Here is a 19,680-nt window from a genome sequence, read left to right as displayed (position 1 = left end):
GGCCGTAGCTACGCCCGACCTCCCTAATCGAGAGATGACGCAATGAACATTCCCCGCAAGGTCCGCCTGGTCGAAGTCGGCCCACGCGATGGCCTGCAAAACGAGAAGCAACCCATCAGCGTCGCCGACAAGGTGCGTCTGGTGGACGACCTCACCGCCGCCGGCATCAGCTATGTCGAAGTCGGCAGTTTCGTATCGCCCAAGTGGGTGCCGCAGATGGCAGGCTCCGCCGAAGTCTTCGCGCAGATCCAGCGCAAGGCTGGCGTCACCTACGCGGCCCTGGCACCGAACCTCAAGGGTTTCGAGGCGGCCGTAGAGGCCGGGGTGAAGGAAGTGGCGGTGTTCGCTGCCGCGTCCGAGTCCTTCTCGCAGAAGAACATCAATTGCTCCATCGCCGAGAGCCTGGAGCGCTTCGTCCCCGTGATGGAAGCCGCCAAGGCCCACGGCATCAGCGTGCGCGGATACGTGTCCTGCGTGCTGGGCTGCCCCTATGAGGGCGAGGTGCCCGCCGAGCAAGTGGCCGCCGTCGCCGCCGAGCTCTACGCCATGGGCTGCTACGAAGTCTCCCTGGGCGACACCATCGGCACCGGCACCGCCGGCGCGACCCGCCACCTGATCAACGTAGTGGGCACCCGCGTGCCGCGCGACAAGCTCGCCGGCCACTTCCACGACACCTTCGGCCAGGCCGTGGCGAACATCCACGCCAGCCTGCTGGAAGGCATCGCCGTGTTCGACAGCTCGGTCGCGGGACTCGGCGGCTGCCCCTACGCCAAGGGCGCCACCGGCAACGTCGCCACCGAGGATGTGCTCTACCTGCTCAATGGCATGGGCATCGAGACCGGTATCGACATGAGCAAGCTGGTGGATGCCGGACAGCGTATCTGCGCGGTGCTCGGCAAGGAGAATGGCTCGCGGGTGGCGCGGGCGATTCTGGCTAAGAGGGGCTGACCTCAGCTCGCGATTCGCCCCTCTTCTGTGGGGGCGAATTCATTCGCGAAGGAGCGCGTAGCGCTCCCGGCTGGGTTCACCTTGCGGGCCCGGTGAGCGGATGGACCTTTCCCCCTCACCCCAACCCTCTCCCTCAGGGAGAGGGGGCTGTCCGTGCAACCTGTGACCAATAGGCTCGAATCAGCTCCGAGTTACCGGCAAACACGCAAACACCAAGCGCGAGTCACCCCTCTCCCGCTTGCGGGAGAGGGGCTGGGGGTGAGGGAAAATATCAAGGCATTACCGGCGGCACATACGTCAGGGTCGTGCCCAACGCCCACAGCAGCACCATCACCAACGGGATATGCACCAGCAGCTGGACGAAGGAGAAGCCGATCAGGTCGCGCGCCTTCAGGCCCAGCACACCCAGCAGCGGCAGCATGTAGAAGGGGTTGATGAGGTTCGGCAGCGCCTCGGCGGCGTTGTAGATCTGCACCGACCAGCCCAGGTGGTACTGCAGCTCGTTGGCCACCTGCATCACATAGGGCGCCTCGATGATCCACTTGCCACCACCGGACGGGATGAAGAAGCCCAGCACAGCCGAATACACGCCCATCAGCAGCGCGTAGGTGTCGTGGTTGGCGATCTGCACGAAGAAGGTGGAGATGTGATGCGCCAGGGTCTGGCCGTCGCTGCCGTTGACGGTGGTCATGATCGCGGCGATGGAGCCGTACAGCGGGAACTGGATCAGCACCCCGGTGGTGGTCGGAACGGCGCGGGCCACGGCATCCAGGAAGCTGCGCGGGCGCCAGTGCAACAGCGCGCCGGCCATGATGAACAGCAGGTTGTAAGTGTTCAGGCCAGAGATGGCGGTGATCGCCGGCTTGCTGGCGAACTCCTGGGCCAGCCAGCCGCCGGCCAGGGCCACCAGCAGGATGATCAGCAGCGGGCTGTGTTCCAGCCATTCACCCGGACGAGTCGGTTTGACCTGGGGCGGCGCGGTGAAGCTCGGGTCAATGCCGCACGCCTTGGCGTCACGGGCGCTGGCAGCACTGGGCGCAGTCATGTAGGCGATTACCAGGGACACCACAATCAGCGCCAGCAGCATCGCGCCGGATTGCCAGAGGAAGATGGTTTCAGTGAAGGGGATCACGCCGGTGATGGCGAGGATCGACGGCGGCAGGCTGGCCGGGTTGGCTTGCAGCTGCGCGGCCGAAGAAGACAGCCCCAGCGCCCACACGGCACCAAGACCCAGGTAGGCAGCGGCACCAGCGGCGCGGTAGTCCATCTTCAGCTCTTCACGGCGGGCCAGGGCCCGTACCAGCAGGCCGCCGAACACCAGGGACAGGCCCCAGTTGAGCAAGGACGCGACCATCGAGATCAGCGCTACCCAGCACACCGCCGAGCGGCCGTTCTTCGGCACGCGGGCCAGCAGGTCGATCAGGCGCGAGGCCGGGCCGGAGCTGGCGACCACGTAGCCGCCGATGACCACGAAGGCCATCTGCATGGTGAAGGGAATCAGGCTCCAGAATCCGTCGCCGAATGCCTTGGCGGCCTGGCTGGCCGGGGCACCCATGCCCAGGGCAGCGACGGTGACCAGCAGTACGGCGACTGCGGCGAAGACCCAGGAGTCGGGGAACCAACGTTCCGCCCAGGCGGAGCAACGCATGGCAAAGCGGGCTGAACGGCTTTCTTGAAGTGTGGTGGCCATCGGGTACCTCGGGAGTGTTGTTTTTATCGGCATTCACCCAGCCGGGGCCGGGTGCCGGGACAGTGGTCTTGAAAAGAATCCGAGGGTCTTTGCCCTCTTTTCTGTCTGAAACGACGACGCCACGCCCGGGAGGGGCATGGTGAGGTCGGAGGCCCGTGGCTTTTCAGCCTTGGGCTCGTGCGTGATGGCGTTGCAGGGACCTGGACATAGCAGGTCCGCTTTATCTTTTTGTAGGTTGGGCTGAGCTACGCGAAGCCCAACGCTGGATTTGCAACCGGTCTCACTGCTCAAGGAGAGTGCGACCGTTGGGCTTCGCTGCGCTCAGCCCAACCTACGGGTATGGAACTAGCGCTCGATGGCCAGGGCTACGCCCATGCCGCCGCCGATGCACAGGGTCGCCAGACCTTTCTTCGCATCACGCTTGATCATTTCGTGCAGCAGGCTGACCAGTACGCGGCAGCCGGAAGCGCCAATGGGGTGACCGAGGGCGATGGCGCCACCGTTGACGTTGACCTTGGCCATGTCCCAGCCCAGCTCCTTGCCGACCGACAGGGACTGCGCGGCGAAGGCTTCGTTGGCTTCGATCAGGTCGAGGTCGTCGAGGCTCCAGCCGGCCTTGTCCAGGCAACGACGGGTAGCGGTGACCGGGCCGATGCCCATGATCGCCGGGTCGACACCGGAGTTGGCGTAGCCAGCGATGCGCGCCAGTACCGGCAGGCCCAGGGACTTGGCCTTCTCGGCGCTCATCAGCACCACGGCGGCGGCGCCGTCGTTGAGGGTGGAGGCGTTGCCAGCGGTGACGCTGCCGTCCTTCTTGAAGGCGGGCTTCAGCTTGGCGAGGGAGTCGGCGGTGGTGCCGGCGCGCGGACCTTCGTCGGTATCGAAGGCAATGGGGTCGCCCTTCTTCTGCGGAATCAGGATGGGAGTGATTTCATCCTTGAAACGGCCGGCCTCGATGGCAGCGGCGGCTTTCTGCTGGGAAGCGGCGGCAAAGGCGTCCTGCTGTTCGCGGGTCAGGCCGTACTTCTCCACCAGATTCTCGGCAGTGACGCCCATGTGGTAGTTGTTGAAGGCGTCGGTCAGGCCGTCGTGGATCATGCTGTCCAGCGCCTTGGCGTGGCCCATGCGCATGCCGGTACGGGCGGCCGGAAGGATGTAGGGCGCCAGGCTCATGCTTTCCTGGCCGCCAGCGATGATCACCTCGGCATCGCCGCAACGGATGGCCTGGATGCCCAGGTGCAGGGCCTTGAGGCCGGAACCGCAGAGCTTGTTCAGGCTCATGGCCGGTACTGCATGGGGCAGGCCAGCGAGGACGGCAGCCTGGCGCGCCGGGTTCTGGCCGGCACCGGCGGTGAGCACCTGGCCGAGGATCACTTCATCGATCTGCTCGCCCTTGAGGCCGGTCTGCTCCAGCAGCTGGCGGATCACGGCAGCGCCCAGTTCATGGGCGGGAATGTTGGCCAGCGCGCCCTGGAAGCTGCCGATGGCAGTGCGGGTGGCGGCGACGATTACGACGTCTTGCATGGGGATCTCCATTTGATCCGTAGGAGCGAGCTTGCTCGCGAATCGGAGTGAACTTCGCGAGCAAGCTCGCTCCTACAAAAGCATAGAAAAAACCGCGCCGGAGGAGCGCCATGCGTGGTGGCCTCCTCCAGAGCGGCAGAGCAATCAGAAAGTCATTTCAACCACGTCGTCCGGGACGATCAGGCGGCCGGCGGTCTTCTCGGCGATCTCGGCGATGCTCACGCCGGGCGCGGTTTCACGCAGGATGAAGGCGCCGTTCTCGATCTCCAGGTAGGCCAGGTCGGTCAGCACCTTGCGGATGCAACCGGCGCCGGTCAGCGGCAGCGAGCAGCTTTCCAGCAGCTTGGACTCGCCGTCCTTGGAAGCGTGGGTCATGGTGACGATGATGTTTTCCGCGCCAGCCACCAGGTCCATGGCGCCGCCCATGCCCTTGACCAGCTTGCCCGGGACCATCCAGGAGGCGATGTTGCCCTGCACGTCCACTTCGAAGGCGCCGAGCACGGTGAGGTCCACGTGACCGCCGCGGATCATCGCGAAGGACTCGGCGGAGGAGAAGATCGAAGCACCCTTCACCGCGGTGACGGTCTGCTTGCCGGCGTTGATCATGTCGGCGTCAACTTCATCTTCAGTGGGGAAGGCACCCATGCCCAGCAGGCCGTTCTCGGACTGCAGCATCACTTGCATGCCTTCAGGTACGTAGTTGGCGACCAGGGTCGGAATGCCGATCCCTAAGTTCACGTAGTAGCCGTCTTTCAGTTCGCGGGCCACGCGCTGGGCCATCTGTTCGCGGGTCAGTGCCATGTCGGTTTCCTCGAATTCTTCTTGTCGTGATCAGGAGCGGACGGTGCGCTTTTCGATGCGCTTCTCGAAGGTCCCGCAAATGACGCGGTCAACGTAGATGCCCGGCGTGTGGATGTGGGCAGGGTCCAGTTCGCCCGGCTCGACGATTTCTTCCACCTCGACCACGGTGATCCGGCCGGCGGTGGCCGCCAGCGGGTTGAAGTTCTGCGCGGTGTGGCGGTAGATCACGTTGCCGAAGTGGTCGGCCTTCCAGCCTTTGACGATGGCGAAGTCGCCGGTAATCGACGGCTCGAGGATGTACTTGCGGCCGTTGAACTCACGCACTTCCTTGCCTTCGGCAATCGGGGTGCCGTAGCCGGTGGCGGTGAAGAAGGCCGGGATGCCGGCACCGCCTGCGCGCATTTTCTCGGCGAGGGTGCCCTGGGGGGTCAGTTCGACTTCCAGTTCGCCGCTGAGCAGCTGCTGCTCGAACAGGGCGTTTTCGCCCACGTAGGAGGCGATCATCTTGCGGATCTGGCGGTCTTCGAGCAGCACGCCCAGGCCGAAACCATCGATGCCGCAGTTGTTGGAAACCACGGTGAGGCCCTTGACGCCACGACGGCGGATCTCGGCGATCAGGTTCTCGGGGATGCCACAGATGCCGAAACCACCGGCCAGGACGGTCATGTCGTCTGTCAGCCCGTCCAGGGCTTCCTCGTAGCTGTATACGCGCTTGTCGAGTCCACTCATGCTCATGTGCCTCTTTGTCTTTATTGGTCGCGACGGGGATACCGCCGTTGAGTGGGTCAGAGCTTCTCCCGCGCAGACTGATTTGTTAAGTTTGTTTTTCCTAACGATTAATAAACAAAGCAAATCAATGACCATCAAGCAGCTGCGCGCCTTCCTCGCCGTGGCGCAGAGCCTGAGCTTCGCCCAGGCCTGCGAGCGGTTGCACCTGTCCCAGCCGGCCCTCTCACTGGCGATCAAGAACCTGGAAGATTCCCTCGGTGGCCAACTGCTGGTGCGCACCACACGGAGCGTCGCGCTGACGCCCGAGGGCGAAACGCTGTTACCCATCGCCCGGCGCCTGCTGGCGGACTGGGACAACGCCGAAGAACTGTTGCGCCAGCACTTCACCCTGCAGTTGGGCAAGGTTTCCATCGCTGCCATGCCCTCCTTCGCCGGCAACTTGCTGCCGGCAGCGCTCAAGGCTTTTCGCGACCAGCACCCCAAGGTCAACGTGGCGGTGCACGACGTGATCAACGAGCAGGTGCTGGAGATGGTGCGCAACCGGCGGGTGGAACTGGGCATCGCCTTCGAGCCTGAGTCCCTCGACGGCCTGGACTTCATGCCCTTCTACACCGACCGCTTTGTTGCCGTGGTACCCGCCGACTGCGAGCTGGCGCAGCGCGCCGAGATCGGCTGGACGGAGTTGCTGCAGGGCAACTTCATCACCCTGCAGCGCCCGTCGGCCGTGCGCCTGATGCTCGAACAAGTACTCGCGCCGCAGCACGGCCGCCTGCCGGTGGCCTTCGAGAGCCATCAACTGGTGACCGTGGGCCGGATGGTGGCCCAGGGGCTGGGCGTCAGCGCCGTGCCCAGCCTGTGCATCCAGCAGATGGAGGAGCTCGGTGCCCGCTGCATTGCCTTGCACAGCCCACAGGTGGAGCGCCGCGTGGGCCTCTTTCGGCTGGCCGAGCACCAGCTCTCCACCGCCGCCCAGGCCCTCAGCGACGTGCTGCTGAAGGCCCACGACTGGAGCCGTATGGACCTGCCCCGGCCCTGAGCCAGGGCCTATGCTGAATAGCAACCGGATGACCCACGTCTCGCCAGATGAGGATGCGCAGATGGATAAGCCACTGTGGACCCCCAGCCCGGTGCGGATCGCCGCCACCCGCATGGACGCCTTCCGCCGCCAGGTCTGCCAGCAACAGGGCCTGGACCTGCCCGACTACCCTGCCCTGCACGCCTGGAGCCTGGATCGTCGTGAGGCCTTCTGGCAGGCCATCGTCGAATTCTTCGACATCCGCTTCAGCACGCCGCCTACGGCCGTGCTGGAAGAAAGCCCCGTGATGCCCAGCGCCCGCTGGTTCCCCGGCGCCACCCTGAACTTCGCCGAGCACCTGCTGCGCCGCCGCGACGAGCAGCCGGCACTGATCGCCATCGGCGAAGACGGCAGCCGCGTGCAATTGACCTACGCCGAACTGGCCAACCATGTCGCCGGCCTGCAGCAGAGCCTGAAAGCCCTGGGCGTGGGCGTCGGCGATCGCGTTGCGGCCTTCATGCCCAATACCTGGCAAGCGGTGGCGGGCATGCTCGCCGCGACCAGTCTGGGCGCCGCCTGGTCGTCCTGCTCGCCGGACTTCGGCACCCAGGGGGTGATCGACCGCTTCGGCCAGATCGAGCCGAGGGTGCTGATCGCTGCCGCCGGCTACCGCTACGCCGGCAAGAACCTGGACCTGACCGACAAGCTCAACGAAATCCTCGAACGCATGCCCTGGCTGGAACAGTTGGTGGTGGTGCCCTACTCCCGCCCCGAGGCACAGCCGGCGGACTTCACCACCCGCGCCCGCGTCGCCCTGTGGAACGACTTCTACCAACCCGGCGGCGAGCCCCAGTTCACCCCCGTCCCCTTTGACCAGCCGCTGTACATCCTCTACTCCAGCGGCACAACCGGGGTGCCCAAATGCATCGTCCACGGCGTTGGCGGCACCCTGCTGCAACACGTCAAGGAACACGGCCTGCACTGTGACCTGTCGGCCTCGGACACGCTGTTCTACTTCACCACCTGCGGCTGGATGATGTGGAACTGGCTGGTTTCAGGCCTCGCCCTGGGCGCAACCCTGGTGCTCTACGACGGCTCGCCCTTCCACCCCGGCCCGGAACGCCTGATGGACCTGATCGATGCCGAGGGCATCAGCATCTTCGGTGCCAGTGCCAAGTACCTGGCCGCCCTGGAGAAGGCCGGCATCAAACCGCGCCAGAGCCACCGCCTGGAGCGTCTGAAGGCCCTGCTTTCCACCGGTTCACCGCTGTCCCACGAGAGCTTCGAGTTCGTCTACCGCGACATCAAGGGCGAGCTGTGCCTGTCTTCCATTTCCGGCGGCACCGACATCGTTTCCTGCTTCGCCCTGGGCAATCCGGTGCTGCCTGTATGGCGCGGGGAGCTGCAGTGCAAGGGCCTGGGCATGGACACGCAGGTGTGGAACGAGGACGGCAGAAGGGTATTCGGCGAGAAAGGCGAGTTGGTCTGCGCCCGGCATTTCCCGTCGATGCCGGTGGGCTTCTGGAACGACCCGGACAGAGCGCGGTTCAGGGCCGCCTACTTCGAGACCTTCCCCGGTGTATGGGCACACGGCGACTACGCCGAGGAAACCGCGCACGGCGGCCTGGTGATCCACGGCCGCTCCGACGCCGTGCTCAACCCCGGCGGCGTGCGCATCGGCACGGCGGAGATCTATCGCCAGGTGGAGAAGGTGGAGGAAGTGCTGGAATCCATCGCCATCGGCCAGGACTGGGACGGCGACGTGCGGGTGGTGCTCTTCGTGCGCCTGCGCGAAGGCGTGGTGCTGGACGACGCCCTGCGGGCACGCATCCGCCAGGTGATCCGCACCAACACCACCTCGCGCCACGTGCCGGCGAAGATCATCGCCGTTGACGACATTCCCCGCACCCTGAGCGGCAAGATCGTCGAACTGGCGGTGCGAAACGTGGTGCATGGCAAGCCGGTGAAGAACACCGATGCCCTGGCCAACCCGCAGGCGTTGGAGTTGTATCGGGATCTTCCAGAGCTTCAGAGTTGAAGGGGCGGCCCGCGCATCCTCAAGGGATTCGCCTTGTAGCCTTGTAGGGTGGGCTTTAGCCCACAGCTGACCTGCAATGGTGGGCTGAAGCCCACCCTACGGAGTGAAGGCCGAACACTTGTAGGGGCGAATTCATTCGCCAACCGGGCCGAAGGTCCGGCCTGCAATTTCTCAGGGGGCGGCTGCGCCGCCCTTGTCGATTGAAATCGACCCTACAGAAGCGCGCATCGCACCTTATAGATACGGCCGAATCACACCCAGCGCCCGCTCCACATAGGCCTCTTTCTCCCCTACCGGCGCCACGTAGTGCAGCACGGAAGCTGCGGCGTCTTCGCCGGCCAGCTTGGCGATCGCCCAGGCGGCCAGGTAGGGCGCGGATAGGCAGCCCCCCGCCGTGGCGAGGTTGCCGCTGGCGAAGAACGGCTGATCCAGCACCCGTACGCCGGCCTCGATCACCCAGGGCTTGGTGGTGAGGTCGGTACAGGCCGGCAGATTGTCGAGCAGGCCGAGTTTGGCCATGAGCAAGGCGCCGGAGCACTGTGAGCCGATCAGTTGGCGTTGCGGGTCCAGTTGCAGGCGATCGAGGATGTTCCGGTCCTTGGCGATATCACGGGTCAGGATGCCGCTACCGAACAGCACCACGTCGGCACCGTTGGCGAACTCCAGCGGTTGCTGGGCCTGGACCCGCACGCCGTTCATGGACGTCACCCAGTCGCTGGGCGCAGTGATCTCCGCCTGCCAGCCCTGTCCACGCATGCGGTTGAGCAAGGCGGCGGCCACGAAGGAATCCAGTTCGTTGAAACCTTCGAATGTCAGTACGGCGATTCGCATCACGACCTCCCGGATCGGTTTGGTGCATGGGGCGAATCTATGCGCGCCGGAACGTGGTCGCTATGTACAGACAGATTTAAATTTGGCCATACAGGTTGGGGGTAATCGCGCGATTGCCTTACTTGTGGGAGCGAATTCATTCGCGATTGGGGCAGGCAGCCCTACGGGCTGCTTTCGCGAATGAATTCGCTCCCACAACGAACTAACCCATCCGAGGCCCCGGCTCTTCCGGCGCGTCTTCTTCCAGGTCTTCCAGCTTCAGCTCCAGGCCCCAGCCGGCGGAATCCGGAGTGGCGCTAGGGGCAGCTGCCGGTGCTGGCGCCGCTGCGGCCGGTGCGGGCGTTGCAGCAGGGCCTTCGCGATAGAGCTTGAGCTTCAGGCGCAGGTTGTTGGCCGAGTCTGCGTTCTTGATCGCCTCCTCTTCGGGAATGGCGCCCTCCACCACCAGGTCGAACAGCGCCTGGTCGAAGGTCTGCATGCCCAGGCCACGGGACTTTTCCATGATCTCCTTGATGGAGTGGAATTCACCGCGCTTGATCAGGTCGCTGATGGTCGAGGTACCCAGCAGCACCTCCACCGCCGCTCGGCGCTTGCCGTCCTGGGTACGTACCAGGCGCTGGGAAACGAAGGCCTTGAGGTTGTTGCCCAGGTCGTTGAGCAGCTGCGGACGACGCTCTTCCGGGAAGAAGTTGATGATGCGGTCCAGCGCCTGGTTGGCGTTGTTGGCGTGCAGGGTGGAAATGGCCAGGTGGCCGGTGTCGGCGAAGGCCAGGGCGTGCTCCATGGTCTCGCGGTCGCGAATCTCGCCGATCAGGATCACGTCCGGCGCCTGGCGCAGGGTGTTCTTCAGCGCAGCGTGGAAGCTGCGGGTATCCACCCCGACTTCGCGCTGGTTGATGATGGATTTCTTGTGCCGGTGCACGTACTCCACAGGATCTTCGATGGTGATGATGTGGCCGCCGGTGTTGCGATTGCGGTAGTCGATCAGCGCCGCCAGCGAGGTGGACTTACCAGAGCCGGTTCCGCCGACGAAGAGCACCAGGCCGCGCTTTTCCATCACCATCTTGAGCAGCACTTCGGGCAGCTTGAGGTCTTCGAAGCGCGGGATATCCAGCTTGATGTTCCGCGCGACGATGGATACCTCGTTGCGCTGGCGGAAGATGTTGATACGGAAGCGGCCGATGTTCGGCAGCGAGATCGCCAGGTTCATCTCCAGTTCGCGGTCGAACTCGGCACGCTGCTCGGCGTCCATGATCGACTCGGCGATCCTGGCCACGTCGCCGGCCTTCAGTGGTTCGTTGCTGAGCGGCCGCAACAGGCCGTTGAACTTGGCGCAGGGCGGCGCGCCCGTGGACAGGTAGAGGTCGGAGCCATCCTGGGTAGCCAGGATCTTGAGCATCGCTGAGAGGTCCATCGAAGGTGCACATCCCGTGTCAGGTGAAGGCATCCGCTTGGCGGATCACCGGTGCCCAACTGTATGGCGGCTGCCTGTACTGGCACAATGAACCGCTCCACAGTCCAAGAGGAATTCCCATGGCCAAGGCCCTTGCCCGCCATATTCTGGTCAAGACCGAGGCGGAAGCCGAACAATTGAAGAAGCGCCTGGACAAGGGCGAAGACTTCGCCGTCCTGGCCAAGAAGCACTCCATCTGCCCGTCCGGCAAGCGCGGCGGCGACCTGGGCGAAGTGCGCCCTGGCCAGATGGTGCGAGTGATCGATCAGGTAATTTTCAAGAAACCCGTGCGCGTCATCCATGGCCCGGTGAAAAGCCAGTTCGGCTATCACCTGGTGCAGGTGTTCTTCAGGGAGTGAGGGGCATCTGGCGAGAATGGGCACCGTCCGTGGCGCAGTGCCTATTCTCGCGCCGGAATGTGAAGGCCTTATTGCAGCGCCTTCACTCCGCGCCCCGACTTCATCATTGCAGTGTTTCGCGAGCGCACGTACGCGAGATATCGGTGAGGACCGTCAATTCGTCTTCGGTCGGTTTCCGGCCTTCGGTCACGCTCACCAGCTGCTGCGAGGTGAAGGCCTCCTGCATCATGCCGTTGGAGCAGTTGCAGTAGGCGACGGCCTTGTCCTGCGGAACCTGCCTGGCCGCGCTGGCAACGCATTCCTGGGTGAACTTCTCGCCACCACCTTGCGGCCACTCCCCCGCCACCGCTGCGAAGGTGCAGGCCTGCAAGGTCAGTGCAACGAAAATCAGAGCTCTCTTCACGTGCCTTCTCCTTCTGGTCCGGAAGGCACATTTTTGCCCCAGCCCAGGCCCGCCACGCAATAGCTGGAACCGACAAGAAATTGAGCCTCAGGCCTGAACATCATCCTGATCGGGTGTGCCCGGCAGCAGATGGGGCGCTTCCACGCGCTCCTGCAGCCTGATCGCGAAGGCCAGCGCAGCCGCCTTGTCGCGGAAGGAAACCTTCATGCCGAAGACCTCCACCTGCCACTCTTCCCTGTCGCTGCGGCTGACCTGCTGGATTGCGATGTCCATGGATACTCCGACTGGTGCACGGCGGAACGGCAGAAAGAAAAAAGGCCAACTGATCAGGTTGGCCTGCATCGCGTAGCGTGGGCGGCGCGATCGAGAGTCAAAGTGCCGTGGAAGCCAGGTCAGGCTAGCGCCGGTTCTTGACGGTTTCGTGATAGCGCCGTGTACAGGTCAGACCGGACATTCCGCACCTTCGCAGCCTCCGCAGACCGCGCTACCAGCTGACCAGGAACATCGCCTTGGCCAGGAACAGGATGCCAAGCATCTGAATCAGCACGCTGAGGTGGATCAGACGGGAGCGGGCTGGCGTCATGCGCCCACTGCGCATCAGCAAAACGACCAGCAGGAAGTGCCCGAGGATGCTCAGTGCCAGGCAGATCTTCAGCACCAGCAAGGTGCCGAAGCTGCTGGAGAAAGGGTCCTGCAGCACAGCGCGGTAATGCCAGGCCAGCGCCAGGCCGGCGCCGAAGAGTACGAGGATGACCCAGTGCATGACACGCCGGGCGCGCTGCCCCAGGGCCCTGGACAGCTGTTCACGAGGCCCCGCTTCCAGACTGCGGGCCGCCCGGTTGAGGATCATGACCTCGAAGAACACCCCGCCGATGAAAAAAGCCGCTGCCGTGAGATGCGCGAACTTGAGCAGTAGATAGAGCATGTCACTTCCCCCTCATCCTTAATGGGCGTTCATCATGCTCATGATGGCGAGGCGCATCGTGATGGGGATCAATTCCCCTCGGGCATGAATCCCCCATAGGCGCCGAGACCCTATTCCCGTTCGAAGGGGGCCGACGAGTTCGCACGCCCTTTCGTCCCACAGCCGCCGAAGGTTCCCCCCAGCCCTGGGCAAAACCGCTACAATCGCGCCTTTTTTGCGCGCGAGCGCCCCAAAGCTCAGGATTCCACCGTGATCTCTACCGCCAACATCACCATGCAGTTCGGCCCCAAGCCGCTGTTCGAGAACGTTTCCGTCAAGTTCGGCAACGGCAACCGCTACGGCCTGATCGGTGCCAACGGCTGCGGCAAGTCGACCTTCATGAAGATCCTCGGCAGCGATCTGGAGCCTTCTGGCGGCCAGGTGATGCTGGAACCCAACGTGCGCCTCGGCAAGCTGCGCCAGGATCAGTTCGCGTACGAAGAATTCAGCGTGATCGACACCGTGATCATGGGCCATGCCGAGCTGTGGCGAGTCAAGGCCGAACGTGACCGCATCTATTCGCTGCCGGAAATGAGTGAGGACGACGGCATGGCCGTGGCCGAGCTGGAGACCGAGTTCGCCGAGATGGACGGCTACACCGCCGAATCCCGCGCCGGCGAGCTGCTGCTTGGCCTCGGCATTCCGCTCAGCCAGCATTTCGGTCCGATGAGCGAAGTCGCTCCCGGCTGGAAGCTGCGCGTTTTGCTGGCCCAGGCGCTGTTCTCGGACCCGGATGTGCTGCTGCTGGACGAGCCGACCAACCACCTGGACATCAATACCATCCGCTGGCTGGAAAACATCCTCACGGCGCGTAACAGCACCATGATCATCATTTCCCACGACCGCCACTTCCTGAACAGCGTGTGCACTCACATGGCGGACCTGGATTACGGCGAGCTGCGTCTGTTTCCGGGCAACTACGACGAGTACATGACCGCCGCGACCCAGTCCCGCGAGCAACTCCTGGCCGACAACGCCAAGAAGAAAGCGCAGATCGCCGAGCTGCAGACCTTCGTCAGCCGCTTCTCCGCCAACGCCTCGAAAGCCAAGCAGGCCACCTCGCGCGCCAAGCAGATCGACAAGATCCAACTGGCCGAGGTCAAGCCGTCCAGCCGCGTCAGCCCCTTCATCCGCTTCGACCAGCACAAGAAGCTGCACCGCCAGGCGGTGACCGTGGAGAAGCTGGCCAAGGGCTTCGAGGGCAAGCAACTGTTCAAGGGCCTGGACCTGCAGATCGAGGCTGGCGAGCGCGTCGCCATCATCGGCCCGAACGGCATCGGCAAGACCACCCTGCTGCGTACCCTGGTCGGTGAGATGACCCCAGACGCCGGTAGCGTGAAGTGGACCGAAAGTGCGGACCTCGGCTACTACGCCCAGGACCACGCCCATGACTTCGAAGACGACATGACCCTGTTCGACTGGATGGGCCAGTGGACCCAGGGTGGCGAGCAGCTGGTGCGCGGCACCCTCGGCCGCATGCTGTTCTCCAACGACGAGATCCTCAAGTCGGTGAAGGTGATTTCCGGTGGTGAGCAAGGCCGCATGCTGTTCGGCAAGCTGATCCTGAAGAAGCCTAACGTGCTGGTGATGGACGAACCCACCAACCACCTGGACATGGAATCCATCGAGGCGCTCAACCTGGCACTGGAGAACTACCCGGGCACCCTGATCTTCGTCAGCCACGACCGCGAGTTCGTCGGCTCCCTGGCCACCCGCATCATCGAACTGAACGAGAACGGCGTGACCGACTTCAGCGGTACCTATGACGACTACCTGCGTAGCCAGGGTGTGATTGTCTGAGGACGGCCTGAACCTCTTTGTGGGAGCGAATTCATTCGCGATGCAGACTGCAGGTCTGCCCTTCAGTTCGCCAGGGCTGCTGCGCAGCCCTTTCGCGAATGAATTCGCTCCTACAGGTAAAGCAGGCCATGCCTCTTGAGATCGCTCACTCGCTACAAACGACAAAGCCCCGCAATTGCGGGGCTTTGTGTTTTCCGGCGTACCGAATCAGGCAGTGGCGAACAGCTCGCCGATCTGCTGCTTGGCGGCGCTGATGGCATTGGCGCGGGGCTCTTCGCCGTAGGCCAGGCCTTCGGCGCGGACGACTTCGATGTCGGTCACGCCGAGGAAGTTCAGCACCAGCTTCAGGTAGTCCTCATGGGCCTGGCCGGTCACCTGGCCGGAGTGGATACCGCCTGCGGTGTTGACGATCACCACCTTCTTGCCACCCGCCAGGCCTTCCGGGCCGTTCTCGGTGTAGCGGAAGGTCTTGCCGGCGACGGCGATGCGGTCGATCCAGGCTTTCAGTTGGCTCGGGACGCTGAAGTTGTACATCGGCGCGCCGATGACGACCGCGTCGGCGGCGAGGAATTCGTTCAGGGTGGTTTCACCCAGTTCGGCTTCGTGCTTCTGGGCGGCGTCGCGCAGGTCAGCCGGAGTACCGCCGGCAACCAGGCTCAGGGCGGACAGGTGGCTGATGGCGTCGCTTGCCAGGTCGCGGTAGGTGATCTGGGCGGTCGGCTCGGCGGCCTTCCAGGCGGCGACCACGTCGCGGCTCAGTTGGCGGGAGGCGGAGGCGTCGCCGAGGATGCTGGAGTCGAGGTGCAGGAGTTTCATGGTTGGTTACCCTCAGTTGGGCGACCGGCGACGGCCGATCGGATTGGGGGTAATCCTATCCATGTCGATAAAAGCTGATTAGACGGCGATTTCGTGATTCAGCGTCTCACTCATGGGACAAAAATTTCTGCGTACGGTGGATCACGCTTTACCGATCCACCATTGGAGCCGTGCTCAAGCTCCAATGTTGGATAGCGAAGCGTGCCGGTAAGCGTCAGACCCCGCCCAGGTAATCCATCTTGCCGACGTCCACGCCGTTGTGGCGAAGGATGGCGTAGGCGGCGGTGACGTGGAAATAGAAGTTCGGCATGGCGAAACCGAGCAGGTAGTCGCGACCGCTGAAGCTGATTTCGCCGCTGCGCATCTTCAGCACCACGGTGCGGGTTTCACTGCCTTCGAGCTTGGCGGCATCGATGCCCTTGATGAAATCCAGGGTCTTGGCAATGCGTGCCTGCAGCTCTTCGAAGGTGCTTTCGGTGTCTTGCCAGCTCGGCACTTCGACGCCGGCCAGACGGGCCGCGCACCCCTTGGCCATGTCGCTGGCGATCTGGACCTGGCGGGCAAGGGGATACATGTCAGGCGCCAGGCGCGAATCGATGAACACCTTGGGGTCGATGCTGCGCGCCTGGGCGTTGGCTTCGCCCTTTTTCAGCAGGTTGGAAAGGTTGCCGAGCATGCGCGTCAGGACCGGGATGGACGCCTCGTACATGGACAAGGACATGGTGATCGCTCCGTTTTCGGGTGGATGGGAAAGGCTCAGGTATAGCCCCTGACCGGCCACCCGGCAATGCGCTTGAACGCCAGGCCGCACCCTCCCCGAGCGACTTCGTTCCATCCGCGGGACGCCTCCGGCGCGGTCAGCGGAACGGGTCCTGGGGATCCGCCAGGGTCCGGCTGAAAAAGCGCACCGCCTCGTCGTTCAGCTCCTCATGGATCGCCGCCCGGTCGACGCCTTCGGCGTCCTGGCAAACGTGTGGCGCCACGGCACCCAGCGCTTGCGGGCAGGGTGCCATGAAGACGAAGTGCCCCGCTCCGGGCAGCAGGCGGAAATCCGGCGGACTGGGCAGGCGCCGCACCAGCGCGCCGGCGTTCTGTTCCAGTTGCAGGATGCGGTCATCGTCCCCGCTGTAGATCAGCACCGGAACCTTTACCGGCTCCAGCCCCTTGCGATCGAACATCAGCCCCAGCGGCGCCATCAGCATCACCGAACCCACCCGGGGATCGGCGAAGGCCGAAAGGTCGTCCCGGTCGACGATCAACTTGCCGCCGCGACCACAGGCATCCCGGTCATCTGGCCATTGCCGGCAGTAGTCATGTAGCCGTTCCGGTGTGGGCTGGGCGCCCGCCAGTATCAGGGCCGACTCACCACCGGCGGAGTAGCCGATCACGCCCACCCGCTCGGTATCCAGCCCGCCGGCCAGCAGGTCATCGGACGCCGCCGCATCAATGGCGGCGGACAACTGCAACGGACGGCCGTAGAGGTTGCTGAAAGTCCCGGCGCGGCTCTGGTCTTGGTAGTTGTCGCCGGTGTGCTGCACGGCCAGCACGACAAAACCGGCCCTGGCCAGGGCGGTCGCCAGGTCATGGTGGGCCAGCGGCGAGCCACCGTTGCCGTGGGAAATCAGTACCAGAGGGAAATGCCCGTCTGCCATGGGCGCATCGTCGCCGGCTTCCACCTGATAGAGGTCGACATCCGTGCTGCGTGGCTTGCCCTGCGCGGGGTAGAACGCCACCGCGCTCAAGCGCTGGCCGTCGTCCAGCGGGTCGGCCAGTTCCAGGCGGTGCATGCCGACGGCCGGGGCGCCGAACGCCACCAGCGGGACAAGAAGAGCCAGGATTGCTGAAAGACGAACCAACATGGTGCTCACTTTCCGTACCGGAAACCGCTGTCAGGCATACCTGCCGGCGTGCACGCCATCCCTCGCTCACCGAATCGGCGAGCCTCCCTGTCGATTGCAGGTATCGCGCCACGGATTGACGACCAGCATAGGCAGGCTCCACGGCCCGGTCGACTGGTTCCCGGCGCATCGTACCGCCAGCGAAAACGATGGCTGCCGAACAGGCTCCGGTGAGATAGTTCGTACCCCACACGGAACAATCCAGCCATGCAGGATCTCAACGACCTTTTCTACTTCGCCAAGGTGGTGGAGTACGGTGGCTTCTCGGCGGCCGCGCGTTTGCTCGGGGTGCCGAAATCTCGCCTTTCCCGGCGCATTGCGGAGCTGGAAACCCGCCTGGACGCCCGCCTGCTGCAGCGCACGACCCGCAAGATGGCGCTGACCGACGTCGGCGAGCGCTTCCTGCGCCATTGCCAGGCCATGCTGCTGGAGGCCGAACAGGCCGAGGAAGTGGTCGCCAGCCTCACGGTCGAGCCACGGGGCCGTCTGCGGGTGTCCTGCCCAACGGAACTCGCGCACGCGATGCTGAGGCCGATGATCACCGACTTCCTCCAGCAATACCCCCTCGTGCAGCTGGACATGATCCTGACCAACCGCCGGGTGGACTTGCGCGAGGAAGGAGTAGACGTGGCGCTACGGGTTCGCGAGGAAGGCGATGAAGACCCGACCCTTATCGCCCGCGTCCTGAGGCCGGCGCAGGCATTCCTGGTCGCCGCCCCCAGCCTGGTTGAGGGCCGGAGCATCCTCACGCCCGACGACCTCCAGTCGTTGCCGGCCCTTGGCGGCCTGGAAGCCGACCGGCGCATCCATCACGACCTGCGGGACGCCCAGGGCAATCGCCGGGAGGTGGTGCTGGAGGCGCGCCTGGGCATCGAGGATTTCGATGTGCGAAAGCACGCGGTACTGGCGGGCCTCGGCTTCAGCATGTTGCCGCAGATGAACTGCGAGGCCGAACTGCGCGACGGCAGCATGGTACGTCTGTTGCCGGACTGGCATCTGCCGGGTGGCAACCTACAGGCGGTCTACACCCACAGACGTGGCTTGCTGCCTGCGGTTCGCGCCTGGATCGAACACCTCGCGGAAGCCTTCTCCCGCCATCAGGGAACGGTGATCTGAACGCTGCCAAGCAAGACAACCATTAGCCAGCTTCCTTTGCCGCAGGGAGTCAGGGATGATGGACGGCATCCACGCCCGTCTCTCCGATTCCAGGTTCTGCCATGAGCACGCCACGGCTGCCCGCGTCCTCCCATACCCTGCAGATCATCACCGTCGTCTTTTTCACCTTCATCAGTTTCTTCTGCGTCGGCCTGCCCATCGCGGTGCTGCCCGGCTACGTGCACGACGACATGGGCTACGGCTCGGTAATGGCGGGGATCGTCATCAGCACCCAGTACCTTGCCACCCTCCTCTCCCGCCCCATGTCCGGAAGCCTGGCCGACCGGCTGGGCGCCAAGCGCGCGGTGATGTACGGCATGGCCTGCTGCGGCCTGTCCGGGGTGTTGACCTTCCTGTCCACCTCCCTGGCGCAATTCCCCATGACGAGCCTTGCGCTGCTGCTGGGCGGGCGCGTGTTGCTGGGTATCGGCCAGGGGCTGGTGGGCACCGGTTCCATCAGCTGGGGCGTGGGCCTGGTGGGCGCGGAGAACATGGCGCGGGTCATCTCGTTCAACGGCATCGCCTCCTACGGCGCCGTGGCCATCGGTGCGCCCCTGGGTGTGGTGATGGTGGATTCGCTGGGCCTGTGGAGCATTGGCGGGCTGATCGCCCTGCTTTGCGCCATCGCCCTCCTGCTGGCCTGGCCGAAGCGCCCCTCGCCCATCGTCCACGGTGAGCGATTGCCCTTCAGCAACGTGTTCCTGCGCATCGCCCCCAACGGCACGGCGCTGGCCTTGGGTTCCATCGGCTTCGGCACCCTGGCCACCTTCATCACCCTCTACTACGCCAGTGTCGGCTGGGAAGGCGCCGCCTACTGCCTCACCGCGTTCGGCTGTGCCTTCATCGGTGCGCGGCTATTGTTCGTGGGCACCATCAAACACCTTGGCGGCTACCGGGTGGCCATTGTCTGCCTGGCCGTGGAGAGCCTCGGCCTGTTCCTGCTGTGGGCCGCCACCTCACCCTGGCTGGCCCTGGCCGGCGCGGCCCTCACGGGCTTCGGCCTGTCGCTGGTCTACCCTGCCCTGGGGGTCGAGGCGGTCACGCGCATTCCAGCCGCCAGCCGTAGTTCAGCGCTGGGCGCCTACGCGGTATTCTTCGACCTCGCCCTGGGCATCGCCGGGCCATTGATGGGCGCCATCGCCGGTGGCGCGGGCTTTGCCGCCATCTTCCTGGTCGCTGCCCTGATGGCGCTGGCCGGCATGCTGCTCAGCCTGTGGCTGCTGCGCGGCGAAACCCGAACCTGACGGAACAGGAGC

19 protein-coding genes are annotated in these 19,680 nt (G+C 64.4%); 7 read left to right on the top strand and 12 right to left on the bottom strand.

Annotated elements, in window-relative coordinates; all coding sequences use genetic code 11:
* Positions 1-42: 42 nt before the first annotated feature.
* Positions 43-948: a hydroxymethylglutaryl-CoA lyase gene (locus tag E8E91_RS22895; RefSeq protein WP_280379060.1), complete on the top strand. Its 906-nt coding sequence runs from the start codon at positions 43-45 to the stop codon at positions 946-948.
* A gap of 271 nt (positions 949-1,219) precedes the next feature.
* Here E8E91_RS22895 and E8E91_RS22890 read toward each other — a convergent pair whose 3' ends face one another.
* From E8E91_RS22890 to E8E91_RS22875, 4 genes are all read right to left on the bottom strand, one after another.
* Positions 1,220-2,638 carry a TIGR00366 family protein gene (locus E8E91_RS22890; RefSeq protein WP_280379058.1) on the bottom strand — a complete coding sequence of 473 codons (1,419 nt, stop codon included), beginning with the start codon at positions 2,636-2,638 and terminating at the stop codon, positions 1,220-1,222.
* Positions 2,639-2,983: 345 nt separating this feature from the next.
* Positions 2,984-4,162: an acetyl-CoA C-acetyltransferase gene (locus E8E91_RS22885; RefSeq protein ID WP_280379057.1), complete on the bottom strand. Its 1,179-nt coding sequence runs from the start codon at positions 4,160-4,162 to the stop codon at positions 2,984-2,986.
* A gap of 144 nt (positions 4,163-4,306) precedes the next feature.
* Positions 4,307-4,963, bottom strand: a complete 657-nt coding sequence (locus E8E91_RS22880; protein ID WP_179059794.1) for a CoA transferase subunit B — start codon at positions 4,961-4,963, stop codon at positions 4,307-4,309.
* 30 nt (positions 4,964-4,993) lie between these two features.
* Complete coding sequence (locus E8E91_RS22875; RefSeq protein ID WP_280379055.1) at positions 4,994-5,692, bottom strand: CoA transferase subunit A; 699 nt, start codon at positions 5,690-5,692, stop codon at positions 4,994-4,996.
* A gap of 127 nt (positions 5,693-5,819) precedes the next feature.
* On the opposite strand from E8E91_RS22875, the gene E8E91_RS22870 reads away from it, so the two are divergent.
* Both E8E91_RS22870 and E8E91_RS22865 read left to right on the top strand, forming a co-directional pair.
* Positions 5,820-6,728 (top strand): LysR family transcriptional regulator, encoded by a 909-nt coding sequence (locus E8E91_RS22870; RefSeq protein ID WP_280379054.1) that lies wholly within the window; start codon positions 5,820-5,822, stop codon positions 6,726-6,728.
* 61 nt (positions 6,729-6,789) lie between these two features.
* On the top strand, positions 6,790-8,745 hold the full coding sequence (locus tag E8E91_RS22865) for an acetoacetate--CoA ligase (RefSeq protein ID WP_280379052.1): 1,956 nt from the start codon (positions 6,790-6,792) through the stop codon (positions 8,743-8,745).
* A gap of 234 nt (positions 8,746-8,979) precedes the next feature.
* Here the strand turns inward: E8E91_RS22865 and E8E91_RS22860 are convergent, their stop codons facing one another.
* The gene (locus E8E91_RS22860) at positions 8,980-9,576 is read right to left on the bottom strand and encodes a DJ-1/PfpI family protein (RefSeq protein ID WP_280379050.1); all 597 of its coding nucleotides are present in this window, start codon (positions 9,574-9,576) and stop codon (positions 8,980-8,982) included.
* A gap of 202 nt (positions 9,577-9,778) precedes the next feature.
* Positions 9,779-10,990: a PilT/PilU family type 4a pilus ATPase gene (locus E8E91_RS22855; RefSeq protein WP_280379048.1), complete on the bottom strand. Its 1,212-nt coding sequence runs from the start codon at positions 10,988-10,990 to the stop codon at positions 9,779-9,781.
* Positions 10,991-11,109: 119 nt separating this feature from the next.
* Between E8E91_RS22855 and E8E91_RS22850 the strand changes: the two genes are divergently transcribed.
* Positions 11,110-11,388: a peptidylprolyl isomerase gene (locus E8E91_RS22850; protein WP_280371927.1), complete on the top strand. Its 279-nt coding sequence runs from the start codon at positions 11,110-11,112 to the stop codon at positions 11,386-11,388.
* Positions 11,389-11,491: 103 nt separating this feature from the next.
* Here E8E91_RS22850 and E8E91_RS22845 read toward each other — a convergent pair whose 3' ends face one another.
* The 3 genes from E8E91_RS22845 to E8E91_RS22835 all read right to left on the bottom strand — a co-directional run bounded on the left by E8E91_RS22845 (position 11,492) and on the right by E8E91_RS22835 (position 12,716).
* Positions 11,492-11,791: a hypothetical protein gene (locus E8E91_RS22845; RefSeq protein ID WP_280371926.1), complete on the bottom strand. Its 300-nt coding sequence runs from the start codon at positions 11,789-11,791 to the stop codon at positions 11,492-11,494.
* A gap of 87 nt (positions 11,792-11,878) precedes the next feature.
* On the bottom strand, positions 11,879-12,064 hold the full coding sequence (locus tag E8E91_RS22840; protein WP_280379047.1) for a hypothetical protein: 186 nt from the start codon (positions 12,062-12,064) through the stop codon (positions 11,879-11,881).
* A 211-nt stretch (positions 12,065-12,275) separates the two neighbouring features.
* Positions 12,276-12,716 carry a hypothetical protein gene (locus tag E8E91_RS22835; RefSeq protein WP_280379045.1) on the bottom strand — a complete coding sequence of 147 codons (441 nt, stop codon included), beginning with the start codon at positions 12,714-12,716 and terminating at the stop codon, positions 12,276-12,278.
* 249 nt (positions 12,717-12,965) lie between these two features.
* Here E8E91_RS22835 and E8E91_RS22830 point away from each other — a divergent pair, with 249 nt between their 5' ends.
* Positions 12,966-14,555, top strand: coding sequence for an ABC-F family ATPase (locus E8E91_RS22830; RefSeq protein WP_280379043.1), 1,590 nt, complete (start codon positions 12,966-12,968; stop codon positions 14,553-14,555).
* Positions 14,556-14,762: 207 nt separating this feature from the next.
* Here the strand turns inward: E8E91_RS22830 and E8E91_RS22825 are convergent, their stop codons facing one another.
* The 3 genes from E8E91_RS22825 to E8E91_RS22815 all read right to left on the bottom strand — a co-directional run bounded on the left by E8E91_RS22825 (position 14,763) and on the right by E8E91_RS22815 (position 17,227).
* Positions 14,763-15,371, bottom strand: coding sequence for an FMN-dependent NADH-azoreductase (locus E8E91_RS22825; protein WP_280379041.1), 609 nt, complete (start codon positions 15,369-15,371; stop codon positions 14,763-14,765).
* 214 nt (positions 15,372-15,585) lie between these two features.
* Entirely contained in the window at positions 15,586-16,092 is a 507-nt protein-coding gene (locus E8E91_RS22820) for a DUF1993 domain-containing protein (protein WP_280379039.1), read from the bottom strand.
* A 136-nt stretch (positions 16,093-16,228) separates the two neighbouring features.
* Positions 16,229-17,227 carry a dienelactone hydrolase family protein gene (locus E8E91_RS22815; RefSeq protein ID WP_280379076.1) on the bottom strand — a complete coding sequence of 333 codons (999 nt, stop codon included), beginning with the start codon at positions 17,225-17,227 and terminating at the stop codon, positions 16,229-16,231.
* Between the two features lie 249 nt (positions 17,228-17,476).
* Between E8E91_RS22815 and E8E91_RS22810 the strand changes: the two genes are divergently transcribed.
* Together E8E91_RS22810 and E8E91_RS22805 are read left to right on the top strand one after the other, a co-directional pair.
* Positions 17,477-18,385 carry a LysR substrate-binding domain-containing protein gene (locus E8E91_RS22810; protein ID WP_280379037.1) on the top strand — a complete coding sequence of 303 codons (909 nt, stop codon included), beginning with the start codon at positions 17,477-17,479 and terminating at the stop codon, positions 18,383-18,385.
* A 101-nt stretch (positions 18,386-18,486) separates the two neighbouring features.
* Positions 18,487-19,668, top strand: a complete 1,182-nt coding sequence (locus E8E91_RS22805; protein WP_280379035.1) for an MFS transporter — start codon at positions 18,487-18,489, stop codon at positions 19,666-19,668.
* The last annotated feature ends 12 nt before the right edge of the window (positions 19,669-19,680 follow it).

The organism is Pseudomonas sp. BN515 (assembly GCF_029873155.1).
Lineage (GTDB): Bacteria > Pseudomonadota > Gammaproteobacteria > Pseudomonadales > Pseudomonadaceae > Metapseudomonas.
The sequence above is the reverse complement of the archived record's forward strand: the minus strand, read 5'-3'. Positions and strand labels throughout refer to the sequence as shown.